The following is a 17,882-nucleotide window of genomic DNA, read 5'->3' as shown; positions in this document are numbered from 1 at the left end:
TCGACATGTATGCATTAACCCACGGCCGGATTTATACCGGTCACGAAATCCTTGATGACCATGCGATTGTTATCGCCAATGGCCTGATCGAACGTCTTTGTCCGCTGACGGAACTGCCTGCGGGGATTGAACAGCGGTCGCTGAACGGGGCCATCGTCTCCCCCGGTTTTATTGATGTTCAGTTGAACGGCTGCGGCGGCGTGCAGTTTAACGACACCGCCGATGCGGTCAGCATTGAAACGCTTGAAATTATGCAGCGCGCCAATGAAAAATCGGGCTGTACCAGCTACCTGCCGACGCTGATTACCACCAGCGACGATCTAATGAAACAGGGCGTCCGCGTGATGCGCGAATACCTGGCGAAACATCCGCATCAGGCGCTGGGTCTGCATCTGGAAGGGCCGTGGCTCAACATCGTTAAAAAAGGCACCCATAATCCGCAGTTTGTACGTATGCCGGATGCCGCGCTGGTCGATTTTCTGTGTGAGAACGCCGATGTGATCACCAAAATCACCCTCGCGCCGGAGCAGGTTGCGCCTGAGGTCATTACTCAACTGGCAGCGGCGGGAATCGTTGTTTCTGCCGGACACTCTAATGCCACGGTAAAAGAAGCAAAACGCGGCTTCCGCGCCGGGATCACTTTCGCCACCCACCTTTATAACGCGATGCCATATATCAGCGGCCGCGAACCGGGGTTAATTGGCGCAATTTTTGACGAGCCAGACGTATGGTGTGGCATTATTGCTGACGGACTTCACGTTGATTATGTGAATATTCGTAACGCTAAGCGTCTGAAAGGCGATAAACTTTGTCTGGTAACGGACGCCACCGCGCCCGCTGGCGCAGATATTGATCAGTTCATTTTTGCTGGTAAAACAATATACTACCGTAACGGACTGTGCGTGGATGAAAACGGCACGTTAAGCGGTTCGTCGCTGACCATGATTGAGGGGGTGCGCAATCTGGTCGAGCACGTGAATATCGCACTGGATGAAGCACTGCGCATGGCAACACTTTATCCGGCACGCGCCATTGGCGTAGATAAGCAGTTGGGCAGCATTGCACCAGGCATGGTGGCCAACCTGACCGCGTTCACGCGCGATTATAAGATCATCAAGACTATCGTTAATGGTAACGAGGTCGTCAACGGGTAAAGAGAAAGTATGACATCAGGCGGGCAAGCTCAGATTGGTAATGTTGACCTCGTTAAACAGCTCAACGGTGCGGCTGTCTACCGCCTGATTGATCAGCACGGGCCTATCTCGCGCATTCAGATTGCCGAACAGAGCCAGCTCGCCCCGGCCAGCGTGACCAAAATCACGCGTCAGCTTATCGAGCGCGGTCTGATCAAAGAAGTCGATCAGCAGGCCTCTACCGGGGGCCGCCGCGCTATTTCCATCATCACAGAAACCCGTCATTTTCATGCTATCGGCGTCCGGCTCGGTCGCTACGACACCACCCTCACCCTTTACGATCTGAGCAGCAAAGTGCTGGCTGAAGAGCACTACCCTCTGCCAGAGCGCACCCAGGAAACACTCGAACACGCGCTGCTTAACACCATTGCCCGCTTTATCGAGGACTGCCAGCGCAAGATACGCGAACTGATCGCCATCTCGGTGATCCTGCCGGGACTGGTCGATCCAGAGAGCGGCGTCATTCGCTACATGCCGCATATTCAGGTGGAAAACTGGTCGCTGGTAGAGGCGCTGGAAAAACGCTTCAACGTCACCTGTTTTGTGGGTCACGACATTCGCAGCCTGGCGCTGGCGGAACACTATTTCGGTGCCAGCCAGGATTGTGCGGACTCCATTCTGGTTCGCGTGCATCGCGGGACTGGCGCGGGGATCATCTCCAATGGTCGCATTTTCATCGGCCGTAACGGCAACGTCGGCGAGATCGGCCATATTCAGGTCGACCCGCTGGGCGAGCGCTGTCACTGCGGCAATTTTGGCTGTCTGGAAACCGTTGCCGCCAATGCCGCCATTGAACAACGCGTTCGTCAGTTACTGGAAAAGGGTCATCAGAGCCGTGTGAAGCCGGATGACTGTACGATCAAAACAATCTGTAAGGCCGCTAATAAAGGCGATGCGCTCGCCAGTGAAGTCATAGAGCACGTGGGGCGTCATCTGGGTAAAACCATTGCCATCGCCATCAACCTCTTTAATCCGCAGAAAGTGGTGATCGCCGGGGAAATCGTCGAAGCAGAAAAGATCCTCCTGCCAGCCATTGAAAGCTGCATCAATACTCAGGCGCTACAGGCGTTCCGTAAAAACCTCCCGGTGGTGCGCTCGACGCTGGATCACCGCTCCGCGATTGGCGCTTTCGCGCTGGTCAAACGCGCCATGCTAAACGGGATTTTGCTGCAACGTTTGCTGGAAAATTAACGGCGGCTTATAGTCGTTACCTTATTTTTACAACTGGGTTGTTCATGACCATTCAAAACATCATTTGTGATATTGACGGCGTGCTGATGCACGATAACGTTGCTGTACCAGGTGCCGCAGAGTTTTTAACCCGTATTCTGGAGAAGGGCCTGCCGCTGGTCCTGTTGACTAACTATCCTTCACAGACCGGACAAGACCTGGCTAACCGTTTTGCCACCGCCGGTATCAACGTGCCGGACAGCGTTTTCTATACCTCCGCCATGGCGACCGCCGACTTTCTGCGCAAGCAGGAGGGGAAAAAAGCATACGTAGTGGGTGAAGGCGCGTTGATTCATGAACTGTATAAAGCCGGTTTTACCATCACTGACGTGAACCCGGACTTTGTTATCGTCGGCGAAACCCGCTCCTACAACTGGGAAATGATGCACAAAGCGGCCTTCTTTGTCGCTAACGGCGCACGGTTTATCGCCACCAACCCGGACACCCACGGCCGCGGCTTCTATCCGGCCTGCGGGGCGCTCTGCGCGGGTATTGAGAAAATCTCCGGACGTAAACCGTTTTGCGTGGGCAAACCCAGCCCGTGGATTATTCGCGCCGCGCTGAACACCATGCAGGCGCATTCCGAGCAGACGGTGATTGTTGGCGATAACCTGCGCACCGATATTCTGGCCGGTTTTCAGGCCGGGCTGGAAACTATTCTGGTGCTCTCTGGCGTGTCGACGCTGGATGATATTGATAGCATGCCTTTTCGGCCATCGTGGATTTATCCCTCCGTCGCCGAGATTGATATTTTTTAACAACACCACGCCTGCGGACGTGGTCAGACGGCTGCCAGCATGGCCTCTCAGGGGAAACGCCGGGATTGGGTTCCCGGAGGGAGGCCCAACCCGGTGGTCGCCCCGATATCCACGGACGGTTTGCCATCAACCTTACCTAAACGGGTTTTATCTCCGCCCTCCTCGAAACCCTTATTCAATAAAAACGCCTTAAAAATGCATATTCGCTAATATATCTTCTCTGGAGACAGCGTTTTTTCATCATTCGCTAATCGCTATTGCATTTTTTCCGATCCCTCCACCAAAACCCTTGCGCACCGCCCGGCTTTGCGGCATTTTCATTATCAGGCAACATCACAGGGTTAACGGAGAAGGTTATGTGTTCTATTTTTGGCGTACTGGATATTAAAACTGACGCGGGTGAGCTGCGTAAAAAAGCGCTGGAGCTGTCACGTCTGATGCGCCACCGTGGTCCGGACTGGTCCGGCGTTTACGCAAGCGATAAAGCCATCCTCGCACACGAACGTCTGTCGATTGTCGACGTTAACGCCGGTGCCCAGCCGCTGTATAACGAGAAAAAAACGCATGCGCTGGCCGTTAACGGTGAGATCTACAACCACCAGGCACTGCGCGCTGAATATGGCGACCGTTATCATTTCCAGACGGGCTCCGACTGTGAAGTTATCCTCGCGCTGTATCAGGAAAAAGGTCCCGAATTCCTCGATGAACTACAGGGCATGTTTGCTTTCGTGCTTTACGACAGTGAAAAAGACGCGTACCTGATTGGTCGCGATCATATCGGTATTATTCCGCTGTATATGGGGCACGACGAACACGGCAACCTGTATATTGCCTCAGAAATGAAAGCGCTGGTGCCGGTATGCCGCACCATTAAAGAGTTCCCGGCAGGCAGCTACCTGTGGAGTCAGGACGGTGAAATTCGTCCGTACTATCATCGCGACTGGTTCAGCTACGAGGCGGTAAAAGACAACGTTACCGATAAAAACGAACTGCGTCAGGCACTGGAAGAGGCGGTGAAAAGCCACCTGATGTCCGATGTGCCGTATGGTGTGCTGCTCTCTGGCGGCCTGGACTCTTCCGTGATCTCCGCGATCACCAAGAAATTCGCGGCCCGCCGCGTGGAAGATCAGGAGCGCTCAGAAGCCTGGTGGCCACAGCTACACTCCTTTGCCGTCGGGCTGGAAGGTGCGCCGGATCTGAAAGCCGCACAGGAAGTGGCTAACCACCTTGGCACCGTCCATCATGAGATCCACTTCACCGTGCAGGAAGGTCTGGATGCCATCCGTGACGTGATTTACCACATCGAAACCTATGATGTCACCACCATCCGCGCCTCGACGCCGATGTATCTGATGTCGCGTAAAATCAAAGCGATGGGCATTAAAATGGTGCTCTCCGGCGAAGGCTCCGATGAAGTGTTTGGTGGCTACCTCTATTTCCATAAAGCGCCAGATGCAAAAGAGTTACACGAAGAGACTGTGCGTAAGTTGCAGGCGCTGCATATGTTCGACTGCGCCCGCGCTAACAAGGCGATGTCGGCCTGGGGCGTGGAAGCACGCGTGCCCTTCCTCGATAAAAAATTCCTCGACGTGGCGATGCGCATTAACCCGCAGGACAAAATGTGCGGCAACGGCAAAATGGAAAAACATATCCTGCGCGAATGTTTTGAATCCTATCTGCCGGCAAGCGTGGCATGGCGTCAGAAAGAGCAGTTCTCCGATGGCGTAGGCTACAGCTGGATCGATACGCTGAAAGAAGTGGCAGCGAAGCAGGTTTCCGATCAACAACTGGAAACCGCCAGCTTCCGCTTCCCGTACAACACGCCATCGTCGAAAGAAGCGTATTTGTACCGTGAAATTTTTGAAGAGCTGTTCCCGGTCCCGAGCGCCGCAGAATGTGTGCCGGGTGGCCCGTCAGTCGCCTGCTCCTCAGCCAAAGCTATCGAATGGGATGAAGCGTTTAAAACGATGAACGATCCATCAGGCCGCGCGGTTGGTGTGCACCAGTCGGCGTACAAATAATTACGCCTGCCTCACAGCGGACCCTGCGGGGTCCGCTGCTGTTTTTAAGCATACAATCCGCAACCCTTTTTCAATAATTGACGAATATTACGCCACGCTGTTCGCAACCTAACCAAACAGTCACTTTCGGGCTACTTTCAGTGAAAAAGGTGTTGACGCTTCAGGGTCCAATACGCATAATGCGCCCCGCAACGCCGATAAGGTAACGCGAAAAAAGATGGCTACGTAGCTCAGTTGGTTAGAGCACATCACTCATAATGATGGGGTCACAGGTTCGAATCCCGTCGTAGCCACCATCTTTTTGCGGGAGTGGCGAAATTGGTAGACGCACCAGATTTAGGTTCTGGCGCCGCAAGGTGTGCGAGTTCAAGTCTCGCCTCCCGCACCATTTCCGATAAGCGTTGCGCGGATAGGGTTTCTCCAGGCGGTAAGTGAGCCTCTAAGGCCACTTGCGATATTGCCCGAAGAAATCTTATCTGGAAGAAGATTTGTTGGGGTATCGCCAAGCGGTAAGGCACCGGTTTTTGATACCGGCATTCCCTGGTTCGAATCCAGGTACCCCAGCCAAATTCTTTGATATGTGCGGGTTTACCGCGACAGGCATTGGGGTATCGCCAAGCGGTAAGGCACCGGTTTTTGATACCGGCATTCCCTGGTTCGAATCCAGGTACCCCAGCCATCAAAGAATGTGATAGTATTTGGCTACGTAGCTCAGTTGGTTAGAGCACATCACTCATAATGATGGGGTCACAGGTTCGAATCCCGTCGTAGCCACCAGTTACAGGATGTAGTGAGTTTAACTCGTTATCTCCGGAACAAATTGTTGGGGTATCGCCAAGTGGTAAGGCTCTGGTTTCTGATACCAGCATTCCGAGGTTCGAATCCTCGTACCCCAGCCAATTTTAAAAGACGTTCGTTGTACTGAGCGCACCTGTTGGAGTCATATCCGACAAACCATTGGGGTATCGCCAAGTGGTAAGGCTCTGGTTTCTGATACCAGCATTCCGAGGTTCGAATCCTCGTACCCCAGCCACACAAAACAAAAAAGCTCGCTTCGGCGGGCTTTTTTGTTTTCTAAAATCCTGAAAAGGATCGGGCTATTCAGTAACCTACAGCGCGATGTTATGATGTGTTCATAACCACACAATAAGGATTTTGTGATGAACTATCAGCTTTTCTCTCCCTTTTACACTCGCCTCAGCCATCTGCTATTGCTCGTTGTAGGTTTGGGTTTCACTTTTTGTGGCCTGTCGACCCCTCTCTTCTATTTCATCCTGTCAGGGCTGCTATTCCCGGTCATGGTGGCGATGCGTCTGCACCGACTCAATGAGTCTGGCTGCGCGTTAACGTTAACCGAGAGTACGCAATGGATCGCTTATATTTATGGGTTTCCGGCACAGGAACAACGTGCGGTACTTAAAAACCCCTGTTTCTATTCCGTTGACAGATTACGGCAATTTTTTATTCGCTGTGCTGTCGGGAAAACCGCAATGACGTTATTAAGCATGGGGATCCTTGCGCATGAATTTCTGTACCCGAAAAACGACCCGGTTACGCCGTCGTTAGCGTGCATCGTTTTACTGGGCTTGCTGTATGCGATGGGCAAGAATTTCGCTTTGTTATATACGTTGATCTACAACCGCTGGGAAAGTGAATTGTTGACGACCCGCACGGGTAGCATCTGGTATCAGGGGTTTATAACAACGAAACGCGGCAGGGAGCCGATGTTTAATCGGCTTTAAGATTGAACTGAGGCTGATGGGGTGATGTTGCCGGGTGGCGCTACGCTTACCACGGCCTACAAGTCCGATCTGTAGGCCTGTGCAAGCGCAGCGTCGCCAGTGGCTCGTCTTACAGGGTTACAATCCCAGCGCATACTTCAGCGCCTGACGCTTCAGTACGCCCGCGCGCTGGGCTGCCATCAGCCCCACGTTGCGCAGTACGCGCAGCGGTCCCAGATCGTTACTGAACCCGGCATAAAACAGATCCATCCCGGACTGCATAATGAAATTATCCGCCATCCGTCGCATCTGATAGCGCTTCAGCACCTGATGGCTGGCCCACGCCTCGCCGTGGCTGCGGGCACTGGTCAGCACGTCGAGCAGCGCATCCACATCGCGATAGCCAAGGTTAACCCCCTGCCCCGCCAGCGGATGAATGGTATGCGCCGCATCGCCCACCAGCGCGAGTCCTGGCAGCGCGTATTTCAGAGCGTGACGACGGGTTAACGGAAATGCGCCCGCGGCAACCGGCGTCACTTTGCCTAGCCGCGCCGGAAAATGCTGCGCAATTTCGCGTTCAAGCTGCGGCATACTCAGCGTCTGAAGCTGACGAATACGCGCCGGAGTGTCATACCAGACCAGCGAGGCCCGGTTATCAAACAGCGGCAGGAACGCACGCGGCCCGCTGGGAGTAAACTGCTGCCAGGTACTGTCGCCCGGTGCGTTTTCACACTCGACGGAGATCAGCATACAGGCCTGTTGATAGTGCCAGGCGTGAATACCGATACCCGCCATCTGCCGCACCTGCGAGTTCGCGCCATCCGCGCCCACCACCAGCTTCACCGTCAGCGTATCGCCATCGTCTAGGGCCAGCACCTGCCTGTCGCCGTCATATCGCATTGACTTCACGCTGGCGGGAACGCGTAGCGTCACCTGCGGATGCGCTTCCAGCGCCTGCCACAGCGCCCGCTGGAGTACGTTATTTTCCACCATGTAACCCAGGTGCGGCAGCTTAAGCTCTGAGGCGTCAAAAGCGACATGCGCGTTTTGCCACTCCCAGGTCTCAAGACGGCGGTACGGGTGCGCGCGCATCCCCAGCACCGCGTCCCAGACGCCCAGACCGCGTAGCAGCGAGACCGAGGCGGCGCTGATTGCCGAAATACGCACGTCCGGCGGAGAGGTGGGATCAAAGGCAGGCGGCGCTGCTCGCTCAATGACCGTCACCGTGAAACCGTGCTGCGCCAGTCCCAACGCCAGCGCGCCGCCGACCATCCCGCCGCCGATAACCGCGACTTCACCCGCTTGATTTTTCATGGCCACCCATCCTTTTGAGAGAATCCCTTAAGTTTACAGGATTTTCGCTTTTATTTGGCCGGAAGATGAACTATGGTCACAACCGCGCCAAAGCATTACAATACGCGCCCTGCATTCCTGGTACTATTTCGCAAGAGCAAGTCAATGACAAAAAAACTCCACATTAAAACCTGGGGCTGTCAGATGAATGAATACGATTCATCAAAGATGGCCGATCTGCTGGACGCCACGCATGGCTACCAACTCACTGAGGTAGCGGAAGAGGCGGATGTGCTGCTGCTTAACACCTGCTCAATCCGCGAGAAGGCCCAGGAGAAGGTCTTCCATCAGTTAGGTCGCTGGAGATTATTAAAGGAAAAAAATCCGGACCTGATTATCGGCGTCGGCGGCTGCGTAGCCTCACAGGAAGGCGACCATATTCGCCAGCGCGCCAACAATGTGGATATTATCTTCGGACCGCAGACCCTGCACCGCTTGCCAGAGATGATCAACTCCGTCCGCGGCGATCGCAGCCCGGTGGTTGATATCAGCTTCCCGGAAATCGAGAAATTCGACCGTCTGCCGGAACCGCGCGCTGATGGCCCGACCGCCTTCGTTTCTATTATGGAAGGCTGCAACAAATACTGTACCTACTGCGTGGTGCCCTATACCCGTGGTGAAGAAGTCAGCCGTCCGTGCGACGACATTCTGTTTGAAATCGCTCAATTGGCAGCGCAGGGCGTGCGTGAAGTTAACCTGCTCGGCCAGAACGTGAATGCCTGGCGTGGTGAGAACTACGACGGTACCACCGGTTCCTTCGCCGAGTTGCTGCGTCTGGTTGCCGCCATTGACGGTATCGATCGCGTGCGCTTCACCACCAGCCATCCGATCGAATTTACTGACGACATCATTGAAGTCTATCGCGATACGCCGGAGTTGGTGAGTTTCCTCCATCTGCCGGTACAAAGCGGTTCCGACCGTGTGCTGAACCTGATGAGCCGTACCCACACCGCGCTGGAGTACAAGGCGATCATTCGCAAGCTTCGTGCCGCACGCCCGGATATTCAGGTCAGCTCTGACTTTATCGTCGGCTTCCCCGGTGAAACTACCGAGGACTTTGAGAAGACCATGAAGCTGATTGCTGACGTCAATTTTGACATGAGCTACAGCTTTATCTTCTCTGCCCGTCCGGGTACACCCGCCGCCGATATGGTCGACGACGTACCGGAAGAAGAGAAGAAGCAGCGTCTCTATATTCTGCAAGAACGTATCAATCAGCAGGCGATGGCCTGGAGCCGTCGTATGCTCGGCACCACCCAACGCATCCTGGTGGAAGGCACCTCGCGTAAAAGCATTATGGAACTGTCGGGCCGAACCGAAAATAACCGCGTGGTGAACTTCGAAGGTTCGCCGGAGATGATTGGCAAGTTCGTCGACGTTGAAATTACCGACGTTTACCCGAACTCCCTGCGCGGCAAGCTGGTACGCACCGAAGAGGAAATGGGCCTGCGCATCAATGAATCCCCGGCATCGGTGATTGCCCGCACCCGCAAAGAAAACGAGATTGGCGTCGGCATTTACCAGCCATAATCTCCTCCGGCCTGCCTCACGGCAGGCCTTGTTTTCCCTCTTCTCCTCCCCCATATTGACTTCAGAGCTTGCGCCTTTTTCTGTGGCGTGAATAATTTCGTTATTACAGATGACATCCCGCCCGATCCCTGCCTAAGACACGCGATCCGGCCATACCGGTAAAAGAGGAACAGTTTGAATACAGAATCTCGTGAAATTACCCTTGAGCCCGCCGATAACGCCCGACTGTTGAGCCTGTGCGGACCATTTGATGACAACATCAAACATCTGGAGCGTCGGTTGGGCATCGAGATCAATCGCCACGACTACCACTTTACACTCACTGGCCGGCCGATCTGCGTCAATGCCGCGGCGGATATCCTGCGTACCCTGTATGTTGATACCGCCCCGATGCGCGGCCAGATCCAGGATATCGAGCCGGAACAAATCCACCTCGCCATTAAAGAAGCGCGGGTGCTGGAGCAAAGCGCCGAGAGCGTGCCGGAGTACGGCAAAGCGATCCATATCAAGACCAAACGCGGAGTAATCAAACCGCGCACGCCGAACCAGGCGCAGTACATCGCCAATATTCTTGATCACGACATCACCTTTGGCGTCGGTCCTGCCGGTACGGGGAAAACCTATCTGGCGGTCGCGGCAGCGGTAGATGCCCTTGAGCGTCAGGAAATCCGCCGTATTCTGCTGACCCGTCCGGCGGTGGAAGCCGGTGAAAAGCTGGGCTTCCTGCCGGGCGATCTCAGCCAGAAGGTCGACCCGTATCTGCGTCCGCTATATGACGCGCTGTTTGAAATGCTCGGCTTTGAGAAAGTTGAGAAGCTGATGGAGCGCAATGTTATTGAAGTCGCGCCGCTGGCCTATATGCGCGGTCGCACCCTGAACGATGCGTTTATCATCCTCGATGAGAGCCAGAACACCACCATCGAACAGATGAAAATGTTCCTGACCCGTATCGGCTTCAACTCCAAAGCGGTGATCACCGGTGACATCACCCAGGTCGATCTGCCGCGCAGCACCAAATCGGGGCTGCGTCACGCCATCGAAGTGCTGGCGAACGTCGAGGAAATCAGCTTTAACTTTTTCCACAGCGAAGACGTGGTGCGCCACCCGGTCGTGGCCCGTATCGTCACCGCCTATGAAGCCTGGGAAGAGGCCGATCAAAAACGTCGCGCTGAACTGGCCGAAGAACGCAAGCGCGACGCGCAGGAGCAAAAATGAGTGCAGTGATCCTCGACCTTCAACTGGCCTGCGAAAACAACGCGGGCCTGCCGGAAGAACGTCAGTTTCAGACATGGCTGGATGCCGTTATCCCCCAGTTTCAGGAAGAATCAGAGGTAACGATTCGTCTGGTAGATGAAGCAGAAAGCCACGAGCTTAACCTGACGTATCGCGGCAAGGATAAATCCACCAACGTGCTCTCCTTTCCTTTTGAAGCGCCTCCGGGCATTGAGATGCCGCTGCTGGGCGATTTGATCATCTGCCGCCAGGTGGTTGAACAGGAAGCAAAAGAGCAGGAGAAACCGCTGGAAGCGCACTGGGCGCATATGGTCATTCACGGCAGTCTGCATCTGCTGGGCTACGACCATATTGAAGACGATGAAGCAGAAGAGATGGAGTCGCTCGAAACAGAGATAATGCTTGCTCTGGGCTACGAGGATCCGTACATTGCCGAGAAGGAATAACCCGTGCGCCAGTCCGCTGGCGCGCAGGCATCACGCCCGGCGCTGACGATGCGCGCCGCGGCGACATTTTAACTAACATGAGAACCCACACGACGCCATGAGCGACGACAATTCACACAGTAGTGACACAATAAATAGCAAGAAGGGATTTTTCTCCCTGTTATTAAGCCAACTCTTCCACGGCGAACCGAAAAACCGTGATGAACTGCTGGCGCTGATCCGTGATTCCGGGCAGAACGAGCTTATCGATGAAGATACGCGCGACATGCTCGAAGGGGTAATGGACATTGCCGACCAGCGCGTCCGCGATATCATGATCCCCCGCTCTCAGATGGTCACCCTGAAACGCAACCAGACGCTGGACGAATGCCTCGATGTCATCATCGAATCCGCCCACTCGCGTTTCCCGGTCATCAGCGAAGATAAAGATCACGTTGAAGGGATTCTGATGGCCAAAGATCTGCTGCCGTTTATGCGCAGCGATGCCGAAGCCTTCAGCATGGAAAAGGTGTTACGTCAGGCGGTGGTTGTTCCTGAAAGCAAACGGGTTGACCGGATGCTCAAGGAGTTCCGTTCTCAGCGTTATCACATGGCGATTGTTATCGACGAGTTTGGCGGCGTCTCTGGTCTTGTGACCATTGAAGACATCCTCGAACTGATCGTCGGTGAAATTGAAGACGAATACGACGAAGAAGAGGATATCGACTTCCGTCAGTTGAGTCGCCATACCTGGACCCTGCGCGCGCTGGCCTCTATTGAGGACTTTAACGAAACTTTCGGCACGAATTTTAGCGATGACGAAGTGGATACCATCGGCGGTCTGGTGATGCAGGCGTTTGGTCATCTTCCTGCCCGGGGTGAAACGATTGATATCGATGGTTATCAGTTCAAAGTCGCTATGGCCGACAGCCGTCGGGTTATTCAGGTCCACGTCAAACTCCCGGACGATGCAGCGCAACCTAAACTGGACGAGTAATGTAAATGGCATTTGCCTCACTGTTTGAACGCCAGCGCGTACGTCTGCTGCTGGCGCTACTTTTGGGAGCCAGCGGAACGCTGGCTTTTTCTCCTTATGACGTCTGGCCCGCTGCGCTTGTTTCGCTGATGGGGCTTCAGGGGTTGACGCTTAACCGCCGTCCGTTACAGGCCGCCGCGATTGGTTTCTTCTGGGGCTTTGGCCTTTTTGGCAGCGGCATTAACTGGGTCTATGTCAGTATCGCGCAGTTTGGCGGCATGCCGGGGCCGATTAACGTTTTCCTGGTCGTGTTGCTCGCCGCGTATATGTCGCTTTATACCGGGCTTTTCGGCGGCATTCTCGCGCGACTGTGGCCGAAAACAAACTGGGTTCGTGTGGCAATCGCCGCGCCGGTGGTCTGGCAAATCAGCGAGTTTTTACGCGGCTGGGTGCTAACCGGATTCCCGTGGCTACAGTTCGGCTATAGCCAGATCGACGGTCCGCTGAAAGGCATGGCTCCGGTGATGGGCGTTGAATCCATCAATTTCCTGTTAATGGTGGTGAGCGGTCTGCTGGTACTGGCCGCGGCAACGCGCAGCTGGCGACCGCTGGCGGCAGCTGTTGTGCTGTTTGCCCTGCCCTTCCCGCTGCGTTATATCCAGTGGTATCAGCCGGAGCCGGAAAAGACGACCCAGGTGTCGCTGGTGCAGGGCAATATCCCTCAGTCGCTAAAATGGGATGAGGGCCAGCTCCTCGCCACGTTGAAAGTCTATATCGATGCCACGAAACCGCTGATGGGTAAATCATCACTGATTATCTGGCCGGAATCGGCGATTACCGATCTGGAGATTAACCAGCAGCCGTTGCTCGGCGAGCTGGACGGCATGTTGCGCGAGAAAGGCAGTTCGCTTATCACCGGCATTGTCGATGCGCGGCTGAATAAGCAGAATCGTTACGACACCTACAACACCATCATCACCCTGGGTAAAGGATCGCCGTACAGCTACAACTCCGACGATCGTTACAATAAAAACCATCTGGTGCCGTTTGGTGAGTTCGTGCCGCTGGAAGCTATCCTGCGTCCGCTGGCACCGTTCTTTGACCTGCCGATGTCCTCTTTCAGCCGTGGGCCGTATGTTCAGCCTCCGCTGTCGGTAGATGGTTATAAGCTGACGGCGGCGATCTGTTACGAGATCATCCTCGGCGAGCAGGTGCGGGATAACTTCCGTCCGGAGAATGATTTCCTGCTGACGATCTCCAACGACGCGTGGTTTGGTAAATCCATCGGCCCGTGGCAGCATTTCCAGATGGCACGGATGCGTGCGCTGGAGCTGGCACGTCCGCTGCTGCGCAGCACCAACAACGGTATTACGGCGGTGATTGGTGCCGACGGTGACGTTCAGGCGATGATCCCGCAGTTTACCCGCCAGGTGCTGACCGCTAACGTGACGCCAACCACCGGCCTGACGCCTTACGCACGTACCGGTAACTGGCCGCTGTGGATCCTGACCGCGCTGTTTGGCTTTGGCGGGCTGGTGATGAGTTTGCGCCAGCGCCGTAAGCACTAAACGCTCTGCCCCTACATGCCCGGCGGCGCAAGCTTGCCGGGCCTACAGTCTAAAACGCGCTCCGTTATGTAGGCTGGGTAAGGCGAAGCCGCCACCCGGCATTACGACGTCAATGCTCTGCCCCATACATGCCCCGGGGCGCAAGTTCGTCAGTTCTGTAGGCCGGGTAAGGCGAAGCCGCCACCCGGCATTACGGCTCATTTCTCTGTGCCGTATATGCGATGTCATCCCCATCCTCACCCATTCCTGGCACATCCTTTGCTTATTATTTATAGCAGGCTGCGAAATACGCATAAGGCGCAACCCGGTCGCACCATATTGGCGCACCGGTAGCACCCGAAAAGTGCAAGCCCCTATTTTTGCCTTCAAATGGTGCGGGTCACTTCGCAAAAATAAACAATAACGCAGCAAAATCTTTACATTAAGCCAGACTAAATGTTAACAAATGGCAATAACACTGCACGCTTAAGTCGCAGGTCATAACAACACAACACTCATAACGGGTATCAATAGCGTCCCCGGCGCTGACGATAAAAAGGAGTTGGATATGCAATTACGTAAACTGGCCACGGCAATGCTGGTGATGGGCGTCTCGGCGGGCGTGGTCCATGCAGAAGATGCGGCCCCGGCGGCAGGCAGCACGCTGGATAAAATCGCTAAAAACGGCGTCATTGTTGTCGGTCACCGCGAATCATCCGTGCCATTCTCCTATTACGATAATCAGCAAAAAGTGGTCGGTTATTCTCAGGACTACTCTAACGCCATCGTTGAAGCGGTGAAGAAAAAGCTCAACAAACCTGACCTACAGGTGAAGCTTATTCCTATCACCTCCCAGAACCGTATTCCGCTGCTGCAAAACGGCACCTTTGATTTTGAGTGCGGTTCCACCACCAACAACCTTGAGCGTCAAAAACAAGCGTCCTTCTCCGATACCATCTTTGTGGTCGGGACTCGCCTGCTGGCCAAAAAAGGCGGCAACGTTAAAGACTTCCCGGACCTGAAAGGCAAAGCGGTGGTTGTGACTTCCGGTACGACCTCAGAAGTGCTGCTGCATAAGCTCAACGATGAGCAGAAAATGGATATGCGCATTATCAGCGCCAAAGATCACGGCGATTCCTTCCGCACGCTGGAAAGCGGCCGCGCCGTCGCCTTTATGATGGATGACGCCCTGCTGGCCGGCGAACGCGCCAAGGCGAAGAAACCGGATAACTGGGAGATCGTCGGCAAGCCGCAGTCCCAGGAAGCTTACGGCTGTATGCTGCGTAAAGATGATGCGCAATTTAAAAAGCTGATGGATGACACCATCGCCCAGGCGCAAACCTCAGGCGAAGCGGAAAAATGGTTTGATAAGTGGTTTAAAAATCCTATCCCGCCGAAAAACCTGAACATGAATTTCGAACTCTCTGATGAGATGAAAGCACTGTTCAAAGAACCGAATGACAAAGCTCTGAACTAATTAAAAAGAAACAGGGGCAGGGTTATCTGCCCTCTCGATTGCTGAACAGCACGGACAGACTATACGTCGGGGGGTCGTTCCCCACCCGACGCGAAAACCGCAGTACGCTGTTTAACGATCTTCGAGGGTAGCGCTGCTACCCTTTTTTTTCTGGAGTAGATGTATGTCCATAGACTGGAACTGGGGTATTTTTTTACAGCAGGCTCCGTTCGGCAATACGACTTACCTGGGCTGGCTGTGGAACGGCTTCCAGGTCACCGTCGCACTGTCGATTACCGCCTGGATTATCGCCTTTCTTATTGGCTCACTGTTTGGCATCCTGCGCACCGTGCCCAACCGTTTTTTATCCGGCCTCGGCACGCTGTACGTTGAACTGTTCCGTAACGTTCCGCTGATCGTCCAGTTTTTTACCTGGTACCTGGTGGTGCCGGAGCTATTACCTGAAGATCTCGGCATGTGGTTTAAAGCCGAACTGGATCCTAATATCCAGTTTTTCCTTTCCTCGATGATTTGTCTGGGGCTGTTTACCGCCGCCCGCGTCTGCGAGCAGGTCCGCGCCGCTATTCAGTCGCTGCCGCGCGGGCAGAAAAATGCCGCGCTGGCGATGGGGTTAACGCTGCCGCAAGCCTACCGCTACGTGCTGCTGCCGAATGCCTATCGGGTCATCGTTCCACCGATGACCTCTGAGATGATGAACCTGGTGAAAAACTCGGCCATCGCCTCCACCATTGGTCTGGTGGATATGGCGGCGCAGGCCGGCAAATTGCTGGACTATTCCGCGCACGCCTGGGAGTCTTTCACCGCCATCACCCTCGCTTATGTGTTGATCAATGCCATTATCATGCTGGTGATGAATCTGGTAGAACGTAAAATCCGCCTGCCTGGCAATATGGGAGGCAAATAATGTACGAGTTTGACTGGAGTTCAATCGTTCCTTCTCTGCCATATCTGCTGGCCGGACTTATCATTACGTTGAAGATTACCGTCACGGCGGTAATTATCGGGATTGTCTGGGGTACTCTCCTCGCCGTCATGCGGCTGTCGAGTTTTGCACCCGTTGCCTGGTTCGCCAAAGCTTACGTTAACGTCTTCCGCTCCATCCCGCTGGTGATGGTGCTGCTGTGGTTTTACCTGATTGTCCCCGGTTTTCTGCAAAATGTGCTGGGACTCTCGCCGAAAACCGATATCCGGCTTATTTCTGCGATGGTCGCCTTTTCGATGTTTGAAGCGGCCTATTACTCAGAGATTATCCGTGCGGGTATTCAGAGTATTTCTCGCGGACAATCGAGCGCCGCGCTGGCGCTGGGGATGACCCACTGGCAGTCGATGAAACTGATTATTCTGCCGCAGGCGTTTCGTGCGATGGTGCCACTGTTGCTCACCCAGGGGATTGTCCTGTTCCAGGATACGTCACTGGTATACGTATTAAGTCTCGCCGACTTCTTCCGCACCGCCTCCACTATCGGCGAGCGTGATGGTACCCAGGTCGAGATGATCCTCTTTGCCGGGGCAGTGTATTTTGTTATCAGCCTGAGTGCTTCGCTGTTGGTCAGCTACTTGAAGAAAAGGACAGTGTCATGATTTCCCTGAAAAATGTTTCTAAATGGTATGGTCACTTTCAGGTGCTGACCGACTGCTCAACCGAAGTGAAAAAAGGCGAAGTGGTAGTAGTTTGCGGCCCTTCCGGCTCCGGTAAATCGACGCTGATCAAGACCGTCAATGGTCTTGAGCCGGTACAGAAAGGCGAGATTGTCGTTAACGGCACCAAAGTCAACGATAAGAAGACCAATCTCGCCGAGCTGCGCTCGCACGTGGGGATGGTGTTCCAGCACTTCGAACTTTTTCCGCATCTGTCGATTATTGAGAACCTGACGCTGGCGCAGGTGAAAGTGCTTAAGCGCAACAAAGCCGCCGCGCGGGAAAAAGGGCTGAAGCTTCTTGAACGCGTCGGCCTTTCCGCACATGCCAATAAGTTCCCGTCGCAGCTTTCCGGCGGCCAGCAGCAGCGCGTGGCGATTGCCCGCGCCCTGTGTATGGACCCGGTGGCGATGCTGTTTGACGAACCGACCTCTGCCCTCGATCCGGAGATGATCAACGAGGTGCTGGACGTGATGGTCGAGCTGGCGAATGAAGGGATGACGATGATGGTGGTGACGCACGAGATGGGCTTTGCGCGCAAAGTGGCAAATCGGGTGATTTTCATGGATGAAGGCAAAATCGTTGAGGATTCCGCGAAAGAGGAGTTCTTTGCCAACCCCCGCTCCGACCGTGCGAAAGATTTCCTCGCCAAAATCCTGCATTAATCTTCTGGTGCGCACCGCAGTGTGCGCGCCATATCACGTTTTTCTGCGCACAATCTCGTTTCCTGAACGACATGACGTTAACCTTGTCACAGAATTCATGTGCATAAGGAAAATG

At 54.5% G+C, this 17,882-nt stretch carries 15 protein-coding genes and 7 tRNA genes; 21 read left to right on the top strand and 1 reads right to left on the bottom strand.

What is annotated here, in order from left to right; translation table 11 throughout:
• Nucleotides 1-5 precede the first annotated feature (5 nt).
• From nagA to INT84_RS02160, 12 genes are all read left to right on the top strand, one after another.
• Nucleotides 6-1,154 (top strand): N-acetylglucosamine-6-phosphate deacetylase, encoded by a 1,149-nt coding sequence (nagA, locus tag INT84_RS02215; RefSeq protein ID WP_194205457.1) that lies wholly within the window; start codon nt 6-8, stop codon nt 1,152-1,154.
• 9 nt (nt 1,155-1,163) lie between these two features.
• On the top strand, nt 1,164-2,384 hold the full coding sequence (locus tag INT84_RS02210; RefSeq protein ID WP_194205456.1) for an N-acetylglucosamine repressor: 1,221 nt from the start codon (nt 1,164-1,166) through the stop codon (nt 2,382-2,384).
• A gap of 44 nt (nt 2,385-2,428) precedes the next feature.
• Entirely contained in the window at nt 2,429-3,181 is a 753-nt protein-coding gene (locus INT84_RS02205) for an HAD-IIA family hydrolase (protein WP_176917661.1), read from the top strand.
• A 356-nt stretch (nt 3,182-3,537) separates the two neighbouring features.
• A complete protein-coding gene (asnB, locus tag INT84_RS02200; protein ID WP_176917662.1) occupies nt 3,538-5,202 on the top strand; it encodes an asparagine synthase B in 1,665 nt (554 codons plus the stop codon).
• A 219-nt stretch (nt 5,203-5,421) separates the two neighbouring features.
• Nucleotides 5,422-5,498 (top strand) — tRNA-Met (locus INT84_RS02195).
• Between the two features lie 7 nt (nt 5,499-5,505).
• Nucleotides 5,506-5,590: transfer RNA gene (locus INT84_RS02190), tRNA-Leu, on the top strand.
• A 104-nt stretch (nt 5,591-5,694) separates the two neighbouring features.
• A tRNA-Gln gene (locus INT84_RS02185) sits at nt 5,695-5,769 on the top strand.
• A 37-nt stretch (nt 5,770-5,806) separates the two neighbouring features.
• Nucleotides 5,807-5,881: transfer RNA gene (locus INT84_RS02180), tRNA-Gln, on the top strand.
• Nucleotides 5,882-5,902: 21 nt separating this feature from the next.
• Nucleotides 5,903-5,979 (top strand) — tRNA-Met (locus INT84_RS02175).
• A 47-nt stretch (nt 5,980-6,026) separates the two neighbouring features.
• Nucleotides 6,027-6,101, top strand: a tRNA-Gln gene (locus INT84_RS02170).
• 59 nt (nt 6,102-6,160) lie between these two features.
• Nucleotides 6,161-6,235, top strand: a tRNA-Gln gene (locus INT84_RS02165).
• A 127-nt stretch (nt 6,236-6,362) separates the two neighbouring features.
• On the top strand, nt 6,363-6,944 hold the full coding sequence (locus INT84_RS02160; RefSeq protein WP_194206093.1) for a hypothetical protein: 582 nt from the start codon (nt 6,363-6,365) through the stop codon (nt 6,942-6,944).
• Between the two features lie 117 nt (nt 6,945-7,061).
• On the opposite strand, the gene ubiF is transcribed toward INT84_RS02160, so the two are convergent.
• Nucleotides 7,062-8,237 carry a 3-demethoxyubiquinol 3-hydroxylase gene (gene ubiF / locus INT84_RS02155; protein ID WP_194205455.1) on the bottom strand — a complete coding sequence of 392 codons (1,176 nt, stop codon included), beginning with the start codon at nt 8,235-8,237 and terminating at the stop codon, nt 7,062-7,064.
• Between the two features lie 144 nt (nt 8,238-8,381).
• Here ubiF and miaB point away from each other — a divergent pair, with 144 nt between their 5' ends.
• From miaB to INT84_RS02110, 9 genes are all read left to right on the top strand, one after another.
• Nucleotides 8,382-9,806: a tRNA (N6-isopentenyl adenosine(37)-C2)-methylthiotransferase MiaB gene (gene miaB / locus INT84_RS02150; RefSeq protein WP_194205454.1), complete on the top strand. Its 1,425-nt coding sequence runs from the start codon at nt 8,382-8,384 to the stop codon at nt 9,804-9,806.
• 174 nt (nt 9,807-9,980) lie between these two features.
• Entirely contained in the window at nt 9,981-11,021 is a 1,041-nt protein-coding gene (locus tag INT84_RS02145) for a PhoH family protein (protein WP_176917666.1), read from the top strand.
• Nucleotides 11,018-11,485 carry an rRNA maturation RNase YbeY gene (gene ybeY, locus INT84_RS02140; protein WP_176917667.1) on the top strand — a complete coding sequence of 156 codons (468 nt, stop codon included), beginning with the start codon at nt 11,018-11,020 and terminating at the stop codon, nt 11,483-11,485. Before INT84_RS02145 ends, ybeY begins: the two co-directional genes overlap by 4 nt.
• A gap of 97 nt (nt 11,486-11,582) precedes the next feature.
• Entirely contained in the window at nt 11,583-12,461 is an 879-nt protein-coding gene (gene corC, locus INT84_RS02135; protein WP_176917668.1) for a CNNM family magnesium/cobalt transport protein CorC, read from the top strand.
• Nucleotides 12,462-12,466: 5 nt separating this feature from the next.
• Nucleotides 12,467-14,008, top strand: a complete 1,542-nt coding sequence (gene lnt, locus INT84_RS02130; protein WP_194205453.1) for an apolipoprotein N-acyltransferase — start codon at nt 12,467-12,469, stop codon at nt 14,006-14,008.
• Between the two features lie 547 nt (nt 14,009-14,555).
• On the top strand, nt 14,556-15,464 hold the full coding sequence (locus tag INT84_RS02125) for an amino acid ABC transporter substrate-binding protein (RefSeq protein WP_176917670.1): 909 nt from the start codon (nt 14,556-14,558) through the stop codon (nt 15,462-15,464).
• A gap of 163 nt (nt 15,465-15,627) precedes the next feature.
• A complete protein-coding gene (gltJ, locus tag INT84_RS02120) occupies nt 15,628-16,368 on the top strand; it encodes a glutamate/aspartate ABC transporter permease GltJ (RefSeq protein WP_176917671.1) in 741 nt (246 codons plus the stop codon).
• Nucleotides 16,368-17,045, top strand: a complete 678-nt coding sequence (gene gltK, locus INT84_RS02115) for a glutamate/aspartate ABC transporter permease GltK (protein WP_194205452.1) — start codon at nt 16,368-16,370, stop codon at nt 17,043-17,045. The genes gltJ and gltK overlap by 1 nt, the downstream gene beginning before the upstream one ends.
• Complete coding sequence (locus INT84_RS02110) at nt 17,042-17,767, top strand: amino acid ABC transporter ATP-binding protein (protein ID WP_194205451.1); 726 nt, start codon at nt 17,042-17,044, stop codon at nt 17,765-17,767. Before gltK ends, INT84_RS02110 begins: the two co-directional genes overlap by 4 nt.
• The last annotated feature ends 115 nt before the right edge of the window (nt 17,768-17,882 follow it).

This window comes from Superficieibacter sp. 1612_C1 (assembly GCF_015234305.1).
Lineage (GTDB): Bacteria > Pseudomonadota > Gammaproteobacteria > Enterobacterales > Enterobacteriaceae > Superficieibacter.
Note: the sequence above shows the minus strand (reverse complement) of the source record. Positions and strands in the feature narration are given on the sequence as shown.